The sequence below is a fragment of the Acinetobacter colistiniresistens genome, from assembly GCF_000413935.1.
Lineage (GTDB): Bacteria > Pseudomonadota > Gammaproteobacteria > Pseudomonadales > Moraxellaceae > Acinetobacter > Acinetobacter colistiniresistens.
Window position 1 is genome coordinate 578,744 of record NZ_KE340379.1, and the last position, 16,257, is coordinate 595,000.

At 35.9% G+C, this 16,257-nt stretch carries 17 protein-coding genes; 9 read left to right on the top strand and 8 right to left on the bottom strand.

Annotated features, from left to right (window positions below; translation table 11 throughout):
- Positions 1–8: 8 nt before the first annotated feature.
- Both F907_RS18445 and F907_RS19225 read right to left on the bottom strand, forming a co-directional pair.
- Positions 9–338 carry a hypothetical protein gene (locus tag F907_RS18445; RefSeq protein WP_081402437.1) on the bottom strand — a complete coding sequence of 110 codons (330 nt, stop codon included), beginning with the start codon at positions 336–338 and terminating at the stop codon, positions 9–11.
- Positions 339–354: 16 nt separating this feature from the next.
- Entirely contained in the window at positions 355–504 is a 150-nt protein-coding gene (locus tag F907_RS19225; protein ID WP_228129551.1) for a hypothetical protein, read from the bottom strand.
- 697 nt (positions 505–1,201) lie between these two features.
- On the opposite strand from F907_RS19225, the gene F907_RS10755 reads away from it, so the two are divergent.
- The 6 genes from F907_RS10755 to F907_RS10735 are packed head-to-tail and all read left to right on the top strand — an operon-like array spanning position 1,202 to position 8,800.
- Positions 1,202–1,552 carry a hypothetical protein gene (locus F907_RS10755; RefSeq protein ID WP_016651926.1) on the top strand — a complete coding sequence of 117 codons (351 nt, stop codon included), beginning with the start codon at positions 1,202–1,204 and terminating at the stop codon, positions 1,550–1,552.
- Positions 1,553–1,583: 31 nt separating this feature from the next.
- The gene (locus F907_RS10750; RefSeq protein WP_016651927.1) at positions 1,584–6,542 is read left to right on the top strand and encodes an RHS repeat protein; all 4,959 of its coding nucleotides are present in this window, start codon (positions 1,584–1,586) and stop codon (positions 6,540–6,542) included.
- Between the two features lie 23 nt (positions 6,543–6,565).
- The gene (locus F907_RS19230) at positions 6,566–7,561 is read left to right on the top strand and encodes an RHS repeat domain-containing protein (protein WP_308464602.1); all 996 of its coding nucleotides are present in this window, start codon (positions 6,566–6,568) and stop codon (positions 7,559–7,561) included.
- Positions 7,562–7,569: 8 nt separating this feature from the next.
- The gene (locus F907_RS10745; RefSeq protein WP_032861942.1) at positions 7,570–8,076 is read left to right on the top strand and encodes a hypothetical protein; all 507 of its coding nucleotides are present in this window, start codon (positions 7,570–7,572) and stop codon (positions 8,074–8,076) included.
- A 38-nt stretch (positions 8,077–8,114) separates the two neighbouring features.
- Complete coding sequence (locus F907_RS10740) at positions 8,115–8,441, top strand: hypothetical protein (RefSeq protein ID WP_016651930.1); 327 nt, start codon at positions 8,115–8,117, stop codon at positions 8,439–8,441.
- A gap of 29 nt (positions 8,442–8,470) precedes the next feature.
- Complete coding sequence (locus F907_RS10735) at positions 8,471–8,800, top strand: hypothetical protein (RefSeq protein WP_016651931.1); 330 nt, start codon at positions 8,471–8,473, stop codon at positions 8,798–8,800.
- Positions 8,801–9,201: 401 nt separating this feature from the next.
- Here F907_RS10735 and ubiG read toward each other — a convergent pair whose 3' ends face one another.
- From ubiG to F907_RS10715, 4 genes are all read right to left on the bottom strand, one after another.
- Positions 9,202–9,918: a bifunctional 2-polyprenyl-6-hydroxyphenol methylase/3-demethylubiquinol 3-O-methyltransferase UbiG gene (gene ubiG / locus F907_RS10730; RefSeq protein ID WP_016651932.1), complete on the bottom strand. Its 717-nt coding sequence runs from the start codon at positions 9,916–9,918 to the stop codon at positions 9,202–9,204.
- Entirely contained in the window at positions 9,915–10,715 is an 801-nt protein-coding gene (locus tag F907_RS10725) for an AraC family transcriptional regulator (protein WP_016651933.1), read from the bottom strand. Before F907_RS10725 ends, ubiG begins: the two co-directional genes overlap by 4 nt.
- Entirely contained in the window at positions 10,715–11,104 is a 390-nt protein-coding gene (locus tag F907_RS10720; protein WP_032861947.1) for a hypothetical protein, read from the bottom strand. Before F907_RS10720 ends, F907_RS10725 begins: the two co-directional genes overlap by 1 nt.
- 291 nt (positions 11,105–11,395) lie before the next feature.
- Positions 11,396–12,094: a DUF1826 domain-containing protein gene (locus tag F907_RS10715; RefSeq protein WP_016651935.1), complete on the bottom strand. Its 699-nt coding sequence runs from the start codon at positions 12,092–12,094 to the stop codon at positions 11,396–11,398.
- 377 nt (positions 12,095–12,471) lie between these two features.
- Here F907_RS10715 and F907_RS10710 point away from each other — a divergent pair, with 377 nt between their 5' ends.
- Both F907_RS10710 and F907_RS10705 read left to right on the top strand, forming a co-directional pair.
- The gene (locus F907_RS10710; RefSeq protein WP_005271697.1) at positions 12,472–13,092 is read left to right on the top strand and encodes a thiol:disulfide interchange protein DsbA/DsbL; all 621 of its coding nucleotides are present in this window, start codon (positions 12,472–12,474) and stop codon (positions 13,090–13,092) included.
- Positions 13,093–13,392: 300 nt separating this feature from the next.
- Positions 13,393–13,710, top strand: coding sequence for a hypothetical protein (locus F907_RS10705; RefSeq protein WP_016651937.1), 318 nt, complete (start codon positions 13,393–13,395; stop codon positions 13,708–13,710).
- Positions 13,711–13,818: 108 nt separating this feature from the next.
- Here F907_RS10705 and yghU read toward each other — a convergent pair whose 3' ends face one another.
- Together yghU and F907_RS10695 are read right to left on the bottom strand one after the other, a co-directional pair.
- Positions 13,819–14,670 (bottom strand): glutathione-dependent disulfide-bond oxidoreductase, encoded by an 852-nt coding sequence (gene yghU, locus F907_RS10700; protein ID WP_081402438.1) that lies wholly within the window; start codon positions 14,668–14,670, stop codon positions 13,819–13,821.
- Positions 14,671–14,772: 102 nt separating this feature from the next.
- The gene (locus tag F907_RS10695; RefSeq protein ID WP_016651939.1) at positions 14,773–15,699 is read right to left on the bottom strand and encodes a LysR family transcriptional regulator; all 927 of its coding nucleotides are present in this window, start codon (positions 15,697–15,699) and stop codon (positions 14,773–14,775) included.
- 113 nt (positions 15,700–15,812) lie between these two features.
- Here F907_RS10695 and F907_RS10690 point away from each other — a divergent pair, with 113 nt between their 5' ends.
- On the top strand, positions 15,813–16,247 hold the full coding sequence (locus tag F907_RS10690; RefSeq protein ID WP_016651940.1) for a CidA/LrgA family protein: 435 nt from the start codon (positions 15,813–15,815) through the stop codon (positions 16,245–16,247).
- Positions 16,248–16,257 lie beyond the last annotated feature (10 nt).

Genomic DNA, 16,257 nt, shown 5'->3' on the forward strand with positions numbered 1-16,257 from the left:
TTTCCAATTTAGCGGATGTGAAAGAATTCAAGAGTTGCCCATCCACCATAACAACCAGTTATATACACATCAACGGTTTTCTTTGAAATAAATGCTGTAAGTAGAGAAGCATAAGTTCTTTTTCCACTGGTAGTTCCCCCAGAAAATCGAAATTCATTTGTTGGTGTATAAGTGCAATTCTCAAGAGACCCAAATACTGGGCCTGATAAAGTAACAAAACATGTATCAGAAGAAATATGACAGCCTATATCTATGATTTTGCGATTCGAAATACTTTCTGCTGCAAATGTTGTAGAGCTAATTGCTAAAATTAAAATAAATATTATGTTTTTAAACACTTTAGTTTCCTTGTGGTTAATACATTCTCACCATTGCTGGTGTATTAGAATAATCAGTTTCATCACAATTGTAATTATCTTCCCAATAACGCAAATTGATATTTTTTTTCATTGCATAGGCTTGCATTAATATACCCAAGTAAGGTTTTGTTGATGGCGCAGACATAGACCAATAAATTTCCAAGACTCTTTTCCATTTTGAGATCTAAGTAATACTAATAAATCATTAGTTTGAGTTTGAACCATAGAAACCTTGTAAGGTCCACAATCAGTTTGTGCTGAAGAAAACGTAGAAATTAGCGACAATGTAATTAAAATGCAATATTTGTTCATATTTACTCCATTTTTTTTGGTTTTTGATACAATATTTGACAATATTATATTTTTTATATACAAAAGATAAGGAAAAGTAAACAGGCTTTATAAGTGGAAGAATCTCAATATTCCTTTTATTTATTGCAAGTGTTCTAAGTGTTAACACTACTTGCGCTAGTGCTTACTCTGATCAGGTTTAAATAATCAGTGTCCGAGATAAGGAAGGTTCAGTTTTACATTTGAGGTGAAAGAATAGGTAAAAGACCTACATGTGCAACAAGTTTGTATATGGTTATAAAAATGAAAATGGTTCAACGGATAAAAACTGTTGATAATTTTTACGTCAGGAAAAGCTTAAGATAAATCAGTGCCAACGGAAGGTGTGAATATTTAGAATCGCTGAGATGATGGTGATGGCTTAAGCGTAGTTTTCATAGAATAGATATTTTTTTGATAAAAAAGTCTATTTTAAATGCTATCAAAATAGCAAGATAAAAATTTATGGAAGTAATTACTACAAATATCAAATGCAATATCAGGGGTAATATATGAGATATCTAAGTCAACTTATTTTATTGTTTTCTTCAATTTTTTTCATAAATAATGTTTCTGCAAGTGAATACACTGGGAAAATTGAGGCCATTGTAGTACGTGACTCAGATGGGCTTGTTTATATTTATTTAAGTGGTAATCGTTCAAGTGATATTCCTGATTGTGCAAAAAATACAAGTTATATGATGATAAAAAATGAAAATAGCCCTACTGGGAGAAGACAACTCGCTATGCTGATGATGGCTCAAGCTACGAACAAAACCGTTAGTGTTACTGGTACGAATAAATGTACAAGATGGCCTGATGGTGAAGATATAGAAGCAATTATACTGAGAAACCATAAGTGATTGATTCAAATAATTAGCATGGGTGCTGTTCATGAGAATAATTTTAAGTTTTGTTTTAAGTCTATTGAGTTCTATGCTTTATGCAGGAGCAATTGATTGGTCGGTTGCAATGACTTCATTTCCATCTGACCAAAGTGTTGGAGACACAGGCCAAGAGAAAACACCAAATGGCTATGTTGATTTAACGAGTGGGAATCTTGTATTTGATGTGCCTGAAGTAACGTTAAAGGGTGATCGTGGTCTAAATTTTACGCTTTCACGTTCGTATGGAAAGGTAAATAATGGCTTCCGTTCAATGGGAAATTGGGAGTTGGAGTCACCACGCTTAGTTATGATGACTGGCGCATCGACAAAATTAAAAGGTGATATGGATGGGAGTGGGATATGCCAAAGTAATGGAGATTATTCAAATGATAAGAGTTATGCCGGCTCCCCAATTTATAGCACATCGATTATTGATGCAGGATATAAAAATGAAACGATTAAATCTTATTTAGAATTGGTAAATGCTAATTACTTAAAAAAAATATCCTTTGCTTTAACTAAGGCTACGCCTAAACAAAGCGAAGTAGATCAGAATAGAGCAATTAACTCTTATTACTCTAGCGGGGTCTATAACGGGATAGGAAGTGTTGTAAATAATACTGCTACAATATCAGCAAGTGCAAAAAACTTTACAGATAATTTGGCTTCTGGAAATAAAAATAATATTAATGCGCTTGTTGCTAACTTAAACATTACAAAAGATTTGTTAAATATTTCTTTTAATCAAAATAATGTCACTAAGGTTGAACTAGTATATTCATATAATACAAAATCTATTGTTAAAGGATCAAAAAGTACTATTGATTTTGTGGTTGATGTTATCAATTCTTTTAATAGTGACCTTCTTGGTGGTGATCCGATTATAAGGTTTTATAATAATACATCAAGTTTACCAATTGTTTTAAAAGGTGCTAATGGTGCGCCTCTCGATACGAGGCAGCTTGAAGTTTTAGTCAATACAAATGCTTATGCGAATACACTTTTGGCTTTAATGCAGTTAAAGTGGGTGCCAAATGGAAGCGTAACTAAAAGTCAAGATTGGCTAATATTACCTGCAGATACTAGAACAGATGATTTTGGTCTTGATGCCATTGTTGATCCACGGCAAAGAGCCATAAATCTATATTTACCAGGACAGAAAAATGTAACCTTTTATCCAATAAAAAGTGGAGTAACTGGATATCCACAGTCAGCTCGCTATGTATCACAAGATAACTGGTTTATTTCATGTGAAAATGCTGGAAATGACTTTAAAGTTAGATCACCAAATGGGGTGACGTATTCATTCCCAGTTCAAAATAGAGAGAACCAGACTGGTTTTCCAACAGTGTTTTCTGGTCAATATATTGCTGGTCGAGTAAGTGTATATGCTTCAAAAGTAGAAAATCAGTATGGTGAATCTTATCTGATGACTTACCACAAAGTAGAAAATACCAACCAAACCTATCAAGGTTATAATAGCTCATCAAAATTATTTCTTGAGCGCGTAAAACATCAATTGGATGGTAGAGATACTTCTACCAATGATGCTTTACTATTGTCATATGCTAAGTATAAAAATGGCTCAATAGTATCTGAAAATAAGAATGACTTTTCAAATGTCTCAGGTGATATTGTTTTAGCTAATATTAAACGCTTTGTTAATGGTAAGTATCTGACTTGGAAAGCATATGTTTATGGTGGTGGTAGTTTAGCCCAGTCTGATTACCTAAATAATTATTTGTCTTCCAGTGGTGGTAATACTGTAGGACAAATTCAGAATAAACAAGCGGCTAATGTATATCTAAAAAGTGTTGGAGATGTAATTGGTGATGCCATTGTATATAGTTATGGAGGGCCATATCGGATAGTTGGTAATCACCCGAAATCGAATAACGGTGTTACAGCACAAGGCTATATGTGGTTTTATAGTGATTTAACTAATGTTAAATATTTTAAAAGCTCTAGTGCTGGATTGATTAATGGAAAGTCCGTAGGTTGGGCATATGCATTAATCAATATATCTCGTCCGGGCTTTGTTGAAGATAAAGCTTTTAGAGTAACAACCTCGGTTTATTCTGGAATAGATGTAAATCCGTATCAAATCAATTATGGTTACAGCCGCGATGATACAACACATGAGCAAACTACAACTGTCACAACAAAAGATACGGTAACAGGACTTTCCAAAATTTATACCTATGTAATGCATGCTTTCGCTGGTGGTAGTGCAGAAAATTATTTACATGGATTACTGAAAAAAATTAAAATTGGTGACCGTGATGAAAGTTATTTTTGGACAACAAAATCTCTTATTGGTCAAAAACCAAAAGCGACTGGTAATAATTATACTGATTATGAAGATGTTTATTTAGTACGTTTGGCTCAAAAAAACATTAGTCATTTTGGTGAGTACAGAACTGCTTATAGTAATTTTGATCAGTATGGGAATGCTCAGACAATTTCATCAACAGGAATGAATGGAACTAACTCTATTCAGTTACCGGATACGTCTATCACATACTTCAATGCAGATTATACAAATAGTAATGTTGATGCAGGAAATTTACCGTGGATCATTGGCTTAGCTAAGCAAAAGAATTCAGGTAATTTTAATATCCAAACAACGGATTACGATACGCAGGGTTCGGTGCGAAGTGATGCACAAGCTGGCCGTATTACCAAATATAAATATGAAACACGTTCTTTCTCCAGTTGTCTAGGTGATTTGGCTAACTTCCAGTGGTCTAACTTTATCGGTTGTATGTCCAGCTATGTTTTTGGTGATCAGCATATCGGTTTGCCAATTGAAGTTGATGTTGGAAATGGGAAACAAGTTACTCAATTTGCAGCTTATCAAAAAGGTGTACCAACTCGAATCAAGCTAGCAAGTGGAGGGGTGGAAACGAATGTTGTTGATGAGTTTGGTAATATCATCTTTCATGCTGATGCAGATGGTGTTCGTTCACAAAACCAATATGACGATGCTGGACGTTTGAAAGTTGAGACTCCAATCGTAGGCCTAGCTGAAACCATAATTAATTATGATGGTTTAACCATATCTAAGACAGTTAATGGTGGTGCTTCATTTAATAAAACTGAAAAATATAATGGTGATGGTCTGCTTATTTGGAGCGAGGATCGAGCATCTGATAAATCAATAGTAAATAGTAATAAATATGATGCTTTTGGAAATCTATTGTTCAAATCAAATTCAAGTTTGGGTGGAACAAATTCTGGAGTGACCACTAGTTATGACATGTTCAATCGCCCAATCAGTGTCAATGATAATGGTAGTACGGTCACATACTGCTATCAATCTTGTAGTGGTCGTACAGGAGCCATTGCGAGAACCACGGATGTTTCAGGGTTTACAGAATCTAATTTCTTGGCCGTGGGAGATTTTGGTAGTGATTTAAAAACTTGGGTTTCACGTAAAGGAGGCGATGGCTCCGTTTTCCAAACAACAACAGAATATGAACTGGCAATTTTAAAACCTAGAGTTGCGGTCTCTGGCAACTCTGTACAAAGTTATACTTATAATGCGAATGCGACTTTAGCGACAGAAAAAGATAATGGAATTAATGGGCAAAAAGCATTTAATTATGATGATACAGGACGAATTATTGCTATCTCACATCCAGATAGTTCAGTTGAAAATATTGGCTATGCGCCATTGAATGACTCGATTGCTACACGAAACTGGAGAGGTGTCACTACAACGTATTTATATAGTCTAGCGGGTCGTTTAAAGTCTAATAGTAATGGTAATACGACACAGGTTTTTGACCGTGATAACTATGGGCGTGTTGAAAGTCATACACAAATAGTCGCAGGGAATGATCTCAATCAATCATATACGACGCGTTACGGTTACAATGCATTAGGTCAGATTACTTCAATTATTTATCCAAATGGAAAGTCAGTAAACTTAACTAGTCAGAATGCTTTTGGTGAAATAACTACAATTCCAAATGTTATTCAGTCACTTGGTTATAATGCTTTACATCAATTGACTTCAGTACAAGCCAATCCTGATGTCATGTGGACATATTCATATAGTGAAAATGGATTACCAAGCAATGTTTCTGCAATAGGCTTAGATAAATGCATTGTTAATATTGGTTATGGTTATGATGCTTTGAATCGTATCAATAAATTGAACGATAATTGTGGGGCAATCTATAACGCTACGATTAACCGCTACGGTACAGGTTTAATGAGTTCTGTAGATTTGGATCAAGCTTATTATCAATATAGTTATAATAATGATGATATCACCTCAGTCAATATCACCTCCAAAAGTGCAAATGTTACTCCAGCTATTTACACCTATAATTATGCAAATAATACGTCACGTTTGAATAACGTAACTGGGTCAGCTTATAGCTTTAGTTACGATGCCATGGGCAATGTTACAAATGATGGTATCCGTACCTTAACCTATGACTCTTATGGTCGTATGAATACAAATGGCAGTGAGACTTATATTTATAATGCGGATGGCTTACGTGTTCGAGCGATTAGAGATGATGGCATAACCGATTATGTGTATGGTCTTGACGGTAATTTGGCTTATGACATAAATCATAAAACAGGTTATAGCAAAGCATATGTCTATGTTGCAGATAAGTTAGTCGCAACTTTAGAGCGCTATCCAGATGATAATAAAGGCTTTGATTTTGTGAATGATTTTGAGGCTGCTGAATTGGGTATCACTAACTTATTGGATAGCTATATCGATAGTGATGATGATGGATTACCAGATTACTTAGAACGATTCATTGGATCTGACCCAAATAACCCAGATACAGATGGTGATGGACATAAAGATGGTTATGAATATGAACAATTAGGTGCAAAAGGAGTATTGAATCCAAATATTAAGCCAACCGAACCAGATCCGAAAGAAGATATGGCAGCTTGGTTACCACCAATCTTAGATATGCTTCTTGAAGATGACTGAGAGGACGAATGATGAAAAGCTTTATGAAAAATAATGATATGCGTCCACTAAAAGTATGGTCGTCTGCTGTGCAGTTGGTAGTGTTGAGTTTGATCTTACTTCTTAGTCAGCTCACGCTGGCTAAGGACAGAATTCAATACCATGTACAAAACTTTGATGGTTCAACCTTAAAAGTTATCAATGAACAGGGAATCGTCAGCCAATCCTATCAATACGCGCCATTTGGACAACAATTACAGTTAAAGAAACCAAGTAATCTTAAGAATCCGAATGCCTTTGTAGGTGGCGTGCAAGATGCAGGAGATCTGGTTTACTTAAAGCAACGACACTATAACCCTGTATTGGGACGTTTCTACCAACCAGATCCGATTACATTTTTAAGTGGGGGGCATGGTCAAACGAATCGTTATCAGTATGGGTGGAATGATACTTATCATTTTACGGATGCTAATGGCGAAGCTGCTGTTGTTAGAAATGGAGTTTGGGTTGATGATGGAACAAACTTTTATTCAAGTACTGGAGGAGGATTAACAGATCTAATTTCTCAAAATTTTGCTTCAGATTTAATGACATTAGCACCACTTCCAAAATTTAATTTAGTATCAAAAGCTGCTTTATTTAGTGAAAAATTCGTACCTTCTTTGTCGTATCAAATTGCATTAAATAAAAATATTTTAGTATGGGATTTCATTAAACCAACTGCTGCTGCTATGCCAGGAACATATATACCTAAATCATTTGAATTAATGACGACCAGAGGGGTCTTTTGGGTACACCCTAATGCTACAAAACATATGCTCGAATATTTAACAAGAAATACCCCTTCTAACTCTTTAGGATCGATTAGGATGATTAATAATCAAGCTATGTTATTAAGTTTACAGTCCGCAGTTAGTCAAGCCGCGACTCAAGGAATAAAATATGAGAAATTAATTGATGTAGGGCAGTGGGAGTTGAGATTTTCTATGAGAAGTGGTGACAGATTACCTGTGTTAATGCATGCGGTATATAATAAATGATATTAACTATGGAAAGCAAAACTCAAGGAAAAGACGTTTTTTTTGAGTTTGATAAGTATGTTCCTTGTTCAATGTATTTTTATGATAAATTATTGTCGGATTTATATTGGAGAGCTGGTAATGGTAATACGTCATTAATTGAAGTTGGGATTTTAAATAATGGCCTTTTAAATAGTATAACGGTAGTTTCTATATCTGCTGATCATGTTATAAAAAGAGAAGATTCTTATCTGATAGAAAGTCGGATTGAAAAAGGGTTGCCAATTTTTAATACTTTGAGCTGGGAAAAGAACTTAGAGGATTATAAGAATGTTTTTTTAGATAATTTTTCAATTAATTTTAATTTTATTGTTGGTATTAATTATATTGAAATAAAATTTTCAATGGAAGTGGTTGACTTTTATTTAAAAAATCAGGGGGTTTTTCTTGGTTTTAATAAGAGAAATTTTCTGGTGAGAGTATTAATTGTAGAAGTTGATGAGAATATTATATCTATGTTGAAATTTTTTTATTAGAGGTTTTGAAGAGGTTTAATTGAAATGAGAAGGTTAAAATGAAAAAAATAATTTTGATACTATTCTTAAATTTATTTTTTTCTAGTTCTGCATTTGCAAATAGTGGGTTCTATAACTCTAAAATTGCTGCGATTACAATCCATGATAGTTGGAATGTATTTATTATCGAATTAAAAAGTCCTGTTGCCACCGGCGAAAAATGTGGTATTTCAAATGCAGTGGTTCTTAAGAGAGATCATTATCTCTTTAAAGAAATGTATGCAACACTTTTATCTGCATTTCACGCACAAACGGTAATTAGTGGTTGGGCTGATGGCTGCTATGGTCAATATCCCATTATCACAAGATTAGATTTGAGAAAGTGATTTAAATAATTAATGCTATTAGGGGTTAAATGATGAAAAAAATATTCTTGACACTGTGTTTTAGCTTTTTATTGAGTAGTTCTGCATTTGCAAATAGCTCTTTTGGACTATCAAAAATTAATACACTTGTTGTACATGATAGCGGAGCGTATGTAATTGTTGTTTTAAAAAGCCCTGTTGCATCTGGTGAGGGATGCACTTCTTCAAGTGAGTTAAAGCTTAAAGTCGACCATCCTTTATTTAAAGTCATGTACGCAACCTTGTTAACTGCACTGCAAAGTCAAACACCCGTTCAAGGTTGGGTGAATGGATGTGATGGCAGAGAACCAATTTTGACTCGATTAGATATATCAAAATAGCAGGTTAATTGCATTTTAGAGTTCTATTAATTGGTATATTTAATTACTTTTTTAAGTTGAAAGATTTCACGCTGCTATATGGAGTTAATACTGATTTGAAATGAAATCCAATTAATAAAAACTATATACTATTGAATTTATTTTCATTAAATCATTTAGGGCTAGTTATATACCATTAGCTTATTTAGTCCCATTGAGACGTTTGTGGGTAAGCACAAAATTTGGGACTCTATTTTGGCCAAAATTCAGTTTGAATTAAGAAATTAGTCTTAACCTAACAATACGGTAATAACCGTAGCAAGCAAAGCAATACTTTTAGCCACATTCTCCAGATGTGGCTTTTTTTATAGAATTCATCATTGGGTGCATATTAAAAATATCAAGCCAACAACACTTAGCTGTTAAGATGTACTAGTTTTTATACAACTGGTCATATAGTTTACGGTGATGTCTGGCGCTAACCAGAAATATTTGCCGATTGGACTATAATGTAGACCAATCGTATTCATCTGCGTTAAACCAGCAATTTCTGAAAAGCTTCTAAGCTCATGCGGTTTAATATATTTATTAAAGTTATGCGTGCCTTTGGGCATTAATTTAAAAAGATATTCACCCCCGACAATCGTATATAAAAAAGACTTTGGATTTCTGTTGATCGTTGAAAAAAATACTAATCCATGAGGTTTTACTAATTGTGCACAAGACTGGACAATTGCAGCAGGGTTAGGAACATGTTCTAGAAGTTCCATACAGGTAATAATATCGTATTGTTGTGGGCTTATTTTTGCCAATTCCTCTACAGCAATAGTGCGATACTCAAGGTTATGAATATTCTCCATAATCGCGTGATTACGGGCAACCTGAATACTTTGCTCCCCGAGGTCGATTCCAAGCACATCTGCACCATACCGGGCCATACTTTCAGCTAGAATTCCGCCACCACAACCAACATCAAGAATCTTTTTATCTTGAATACCGTTTGCAATCGACTTTATCCATCCCAAACGTAAAGGATTAATGGTGTGCAGAGGAGCAAATTCACCCTTTAAATCCCACCAGCGATCGGATATCGCTTCAAACTTTTCCAGTTCTTGAGGATCATGGTTTGATGGCTTCATGTTTGATTATCCAGTTTGATTTGTCGCTCGGAATAAAATTTTTTAGGAGAGGATTTCATTGCTTTTTTAAACATGGTGATGAATGAACTATCCGAAACATAACCTAACTCATTGGCAATATAAGTAATGCTTCGGCCATCATTTAACTTCTGAAGAGCTAAAGTAATATGCAGTCGTCGACGCCAATGATTTAAAGAAAGTTTCATTTCTCCCTTAAAAGTACGCGTGAGACTTCTTTCACTCATACCACATTGTTTTGCCCATTGAGCCAAGCTGGTTTTTTGCTCGGGTTGGTGGAGGAGTGAGTCTGTAATCATCTTCAGTCGCTTATCCGACGGAAGTGGTAAATATTGCGATTGCTGAGGTGCACTGATAATTTCGTCTACTAAAACCTGCATTAGTCGTGCTTCAGCACTATGGGGAGTGAAGTTAGGTTTAATTTCCTCGGTTCTTAGAAAGAGGCTATTTAAAAAATCACTGACTTGAATAACGTGGCATTCGTTATGATCGAAAAGGTTTTTTTGAGTAAACACCATAAAACAGCTTGAAAGACCAATACCCGTTGATGAATGAGAAATATTGGGCGGAATCCAGATGGCTGTTTTAGGAGGTACAACCCATATCCCTGTAACTGTAGAGATCGTAATTAAGCCTGATTGAGTTGCCATCAACTGGCCATAGTCGTGCTGATGTAAGCCTAATTCCCAATCTGGCACATCAGCAGTAACTTTGAGTACGGTGACTGGATCATTCATCAGAGTGGAAGCATGAATGTCATGTAGCTTATTGATCTCCATTATGGATGCAAAAGTTGGTAGACAAGTTGATCTGATTCTTCTTTACTTGATACGACATACATTGGATAACCTGAAAACTGTAAATATACTTTTGAAAACTGTTCGGCTTTGGTTCTTTGTGCAAGATCGGGTTCAATATGGACTAAGCCTAAAACAAAGCGAGACAATGTTTCTCGTTTGGCTTTTACCCACCCAGCAATGCGTTTTCGGGATTCATGGTCATTGTTCTGTTCTGCCTCATCAAATGCACCTTCGCTAATGAAAACAAATTTTTCATTTTTAGCCAGCAGGGCCGTAAAGGTCTCAAACAGTTCATCTAGAGATTGCTGATCCTTACTTTTATAGCTAAGGGTAATGATGGGAAATGTTTCAATGTTCTTGATGTACATGAGATTGACCATAAATGATAATGATTCTTCTTATTATATCGACCTTTGTGGAATTAACTTGCTTGTTTGAGTCAAAAAACTTTTCAATCCAGCCAATATAAGCTTTAAAAAAAGACGATGCTAATGAGAGAAAAATTGTGTTTTATGCGCATAGGGGATTTTACACATGAGGCTAAGTATTGAAAATGATTTAAAATTTCGACTACATGACTCTCGTCTATTTCATCAATGGATAGATCTCATACTCAAATTTTATAACAATCAAGTTCGCTGTATAAGCCAAGTAAATATTTAACAGATCAGCAGCAGTCTATACTCACCCTCTTTTTCAGCAGGTGCTCTATGCACGCAGGGCAAGGCCTGTTGTGTGGGATGGTCTACCGCCAAGCGCCAAAGATATCCTGAGCCTAAATTCACAGGTCGGGCATCCGGTTTGGGTTGATAATGTAAATCAAAGAAATAATCTTCCAAGAAATGTTCAAATTCTGCTTCTGGCCCGTCATATAGGTTTTTGAGTTTGTTTCTGATGTCTGGGATTAGAATCTTTTGTTCAACCTGATCATTCGGCAAAATATCACTTGCTACACCGTAATAAGTGCATAAAAAAGTATCCGTTGCGATGGGAGAGCGATCAATATGGTAAGAATAGACGTCTGTTGAGATGAAATCGAATTCTAGGTCACGTTCGTAACTTTCAAGAAGATTCAGAGAAGGTGACGCCCCGAAATCAGAGAGAAGTTGCATATCGCTTAAGATTATTTCTCTTGCCTGATTGCCTTTTTCTGAAAGTTTCAGTGCTATAAGATCCTCAATGGAAACTTCGGTAATCTTCTCTTTTAATTCAAGTTTAGTCACAATTTCTTTAAAGTCACCCATCAAATTTCTAGACCAGCAAATGGCATTCATCTCTCCTTGAAAATGAGTATTTACCAGTTCAGAAAAACTAGAAACTACCTTAATTTGATCACTGTCAGAAAATGTCTTGCTCATATAGAAATTAAATAAATCATTTACTCTGGCTAATAATATACACCCAGTTCCTATAGAAATATTGCTTTTCAAGCGATTCGATAGATTTAATCGGCTTTGGTGGGCAATTTACATTCAGCGAAGTAAATAAGTATTTTCTTGGTTATTCACCTCTGTTTAGCATGGTGATTTGTTATACATATATGTTTGTTTTTGTGATGTATTGTTGAATTTTTCGTGTGTGTATGAAGAATATGCAAGGTTAATGATAGCTTTCTCCAATTGTAGATTGATAGCAAAATCGCATCTGCCTTTCCAAAGGAAAGATGCTTTGGAGCAGCTTTAATATTTAAAAATCATTTTAATGAGACAAAATGATGGTGAGGATAAGAGAACGAATGAAGAATTTAATTTTAACTAGCGTGTTTGCAGTAGCGGCGGTATTTTCAACACAAACGATGGCCAACGATTTTGTCGAAGGCAAAGATTATAAAGTTGTCTCAAATCCAGTAAAAACCTCAGCACCTGCCAATCAAATTGAAGTACGGGAATTCTTTTGGTACGGGTGTACTTATTGTTTTAAATTAGAGCCTTATATGCAGGCCTGGCTAAAGAAAATTCCAAGTGATGTGTATTTCCTTCGTACTCCGGCAGCAATGAATCCGATGTGGGAGCAGGGGGCGCGTGCCTACTACGTGAGTGAAGCTTTGGGTGTACGTAAGCGAACTCATTTACCGCTATTTCATATTAATAATGTGGGAAATCAAAAAATTCTGCAGAAGGATGCCTTTGCTAAATTCTTTGTGAAGTATGGTGTCCCTGAAGCAAAATTTAATAGTATGTATGATTCTTTTGCAATCACCGCAAAAATTTCTGAATCAAACCAGTTGGCACAAAAATATCAATTGACTGGTGTTCCTGCTGTTGTTGTAAATGGAAAATATATTGTGCAAGGGGGTGATGATAAGGTGGTTAAAGTGGTCGAATATCTTGTCAATAAAGAGCGTAAAGCGAAGTAATTTTTAAAATTACAATTGCTTGTCATTGAGTTAGTTTAATACCTTGTTGAACCCTTTTGAATTTCCTGTTTTGTTATCTATCAGTAAAATTGAAGGATTCTTTCTTTTTTATATTAGATTAATTTGATTATTCTGCGCAAAACCAAACATGAAAAATGTGATCTATTTCAAATATTCACACTTTGAATTGTATTGGTTGTTTGGTTTCAATTTTTGATATTAGTTTAGTTTTAATTGCTAAATAGATTTTATTTTTACTGAATTGTTTTGAAATTTAGCTATATTTTTAGGTCATTTAAAATGAATAAAATGCATGTTGCGGTATCTGTCATTATCGGTTTAATTGTTGGTGGCGTCTTAGGTTCTCTAGGCTATTCGAAAACAGCCGCGCGTTACGACGCGATGACTACAGCTTGTGTTATGGTCAATCAAGCGGTTGAACATGAGATCTTGAAACCAGAACAGGTCAAACAATTAGGTGAGTTAACTGGACAAAGCCTACGGAAAGATTATGGGTCTGTTGCATCTAAATTTACGTTCTCTGAAAAGCAATTGGGCAATGCATCTGAAGGTTCGAATTGTAGCCAGTTTATTGTTGGAGTGAATGCTGCTCAATAAGAACTAAAAGGCCCTTGTTATCCAAGGGCTTTTTTGGGGCTATCGTTCTGATTCATGTTGAATTCGATATCATGCAAATAATAATCTCATAAATCTAAGCATGCTGATTTAACCTAATTTGTCTTCAGTCCGTGTCTCGAAATCACTTGCATCATGACGTTCATGCAATTGGGTTGCTAAGTCGCCGAAGGTGCGATTGACCATGCGTCCACGCTGTACCGCAGGGCGTGCCAGAATAGCATTTGCCCAACGTTGTACATGTTGATATTGATCTACACCTAAGAATTCATTGGCATTATAAACCCAGCCTTTGACAATGCTGCCATACCAAGGGAAAGCTGCAATATCGGCAATCGAATATTCGCGTCCAGCCAAATATTCATGTTGTGCTAAATGTTGATCCAAAACATCCAGTAGGCGTTTGGTTTCCATGGCAAAGCGGTTGATTGCATATTCAATTTTCACAGGCGCATAAGCATAAAAATGCCCCAAACCTCCACCGATGTAAGGTGCGCTGCCCATTTGCCAAAACAACCAGTTTAAACATTCGGTACGTGCTGCAATATCGTTCGGAATAAAGGCTTTAAACTTTTCAGCCAAATAAAGCAAAATTGAACCTGATTCAAAAATCCTTAAAGGTGGGGTCTGGCTATGATCGACCAACGCGGGAATTTTAGAGTTTGGATTGATATCGACAAAGCCACTACTGAATTGTTGTCCTTCACCAATCTTAATGAGCCAAGCATCGTATTCGGCATCTTGATGCCCTAATGCGAGCAGTTCTTCCAGTAAAATCGTGACTTTTTGTCCGTTAGGCGTTGCCAAGGAATAGAGCTGAAGGGGATGCTTCCCAATCGGTAAAGTATGTTGATAACGACTGCCTGCTGTCGGCTGATTTAAATCTGTTTTTTCTCCAGTCCATTGCCAAATTCGGGGTGGGATATAGTTTGAATCGTTCATTATTATGGGCCAGTTGATCATGAGATCTATCCAGTCTAGGCGAGCTGATCCAAAATTGGGTAGCTTTTTTGTGGTAGCGCTTTATCTTTTTTTCTACGTATATTATTCCTGTATTTTATTTATTTCAGGCCTAATATTTTGAAAGTGCTGACGAATGACGTCAAGCCAAGCCTGAACAGCGGGTGAGATGGGAAGGCTTTTTTTCCATGCCATCGCTAAATGCCACTGAATATTTGGTTTTTCAAGCGGAATGGCTGCAAATAAATTGCAATCCAGCATATCGGTATAATATTTTGGCAGTAGGGCTATTCCCATGCGTTGTAACACCATATCCGCCAGAAGATTCCACTGGCTGGTACGGCAGGCAATACTTGGATAAAAGCCATGCTGCTGGCACGCATCCAGAATAATACGGTTTAAGGAAAAATTTTCAGGAAACATCAAGAAGGATTGGTGTCGCAATTCTTCTAAAGTGATTTTTTTCCGTGACGCCCAAATTGCATCTCGTCGTAACAAAACCATTAAAGGGTAATTACACAATTCAATGCTATCAAAAATCTGTGGATCGAAAGGTTGTAACAATACACCTACATCCAATTCATTGTTGTGCAAAGCGAGTTCAATCGCTCTGGACCCGACTTCAAGAAAAGAGAGTTCAATTTTAGGCCATTGTTGGTGATAATCAAAAAGGGCAGTGGTGAGTAGTTGAGCACCTAATGGCGGAACGCCAAGTTTTAGGGTACCTGTTTTTAATTGTTGATAATTTTCAATTTCTAGGAAAATATTTTGCTCGGCTTGCAGCAGTTCCACAGCGTGTTGATAGATGCGTTTCCCAATTTCAGTCAGTTCAAGTTGTCTTTTACGACCATGTTCGGGTTTCACGAGCAGTTGTACTTGCAGCTGTTGTTCGAGCTGCTGCAAAATTTTACTAATGGTTGGCTGAGTGAGGCATAACGCTTCTGCCGTCCGAGTAAAACTTTTCGTTTTTACTAAGGTGACAAAGCATTGTAATGATTTGAAGGAAAGCATAACAAATTTTTAATTATTCCATTTATGAATAATTTTAACATGAATAATTCATATCATCACGCTGCTGGCTGGATAAGATAATAATTATGTAGTTCACCATTTGATTTCATAAAATGCGTACCGAAGCTGTTTCTGGAATATCCACACAAAACTCACTTTTGCAATTGTTTAAACAAATTTTAATTCTGGCTGGATTTTGGAGTGCAGGTTATGTCCTGCATCAAAAGTTAGGTATACCAATCTCTGCGGGAATTTTAGGTATGTTCTTGCTGCTCTTCAGCCTGTTTTTTAAATTCATCAACATTGATCAAGTCGCAACAGGAGCAGCATTTGTTTTGGGTGAGTTATTACTGTTTTTTATCCCTGTGGTTGTCGCAATCGTTCAATACAAAAACTTATTTATGACAGAAGGTTGGCAAATTGTATTGAGCATTGCACTGGGTACGATTCTGGTCATGTTAAGTACTTCGCTTACCATTCACTATTACCATCGCATGAAAAATTATTTGCTTGTAATACGTAAGCATTTCCAGCAGAAGCATATTTAAAGGTAGTCAA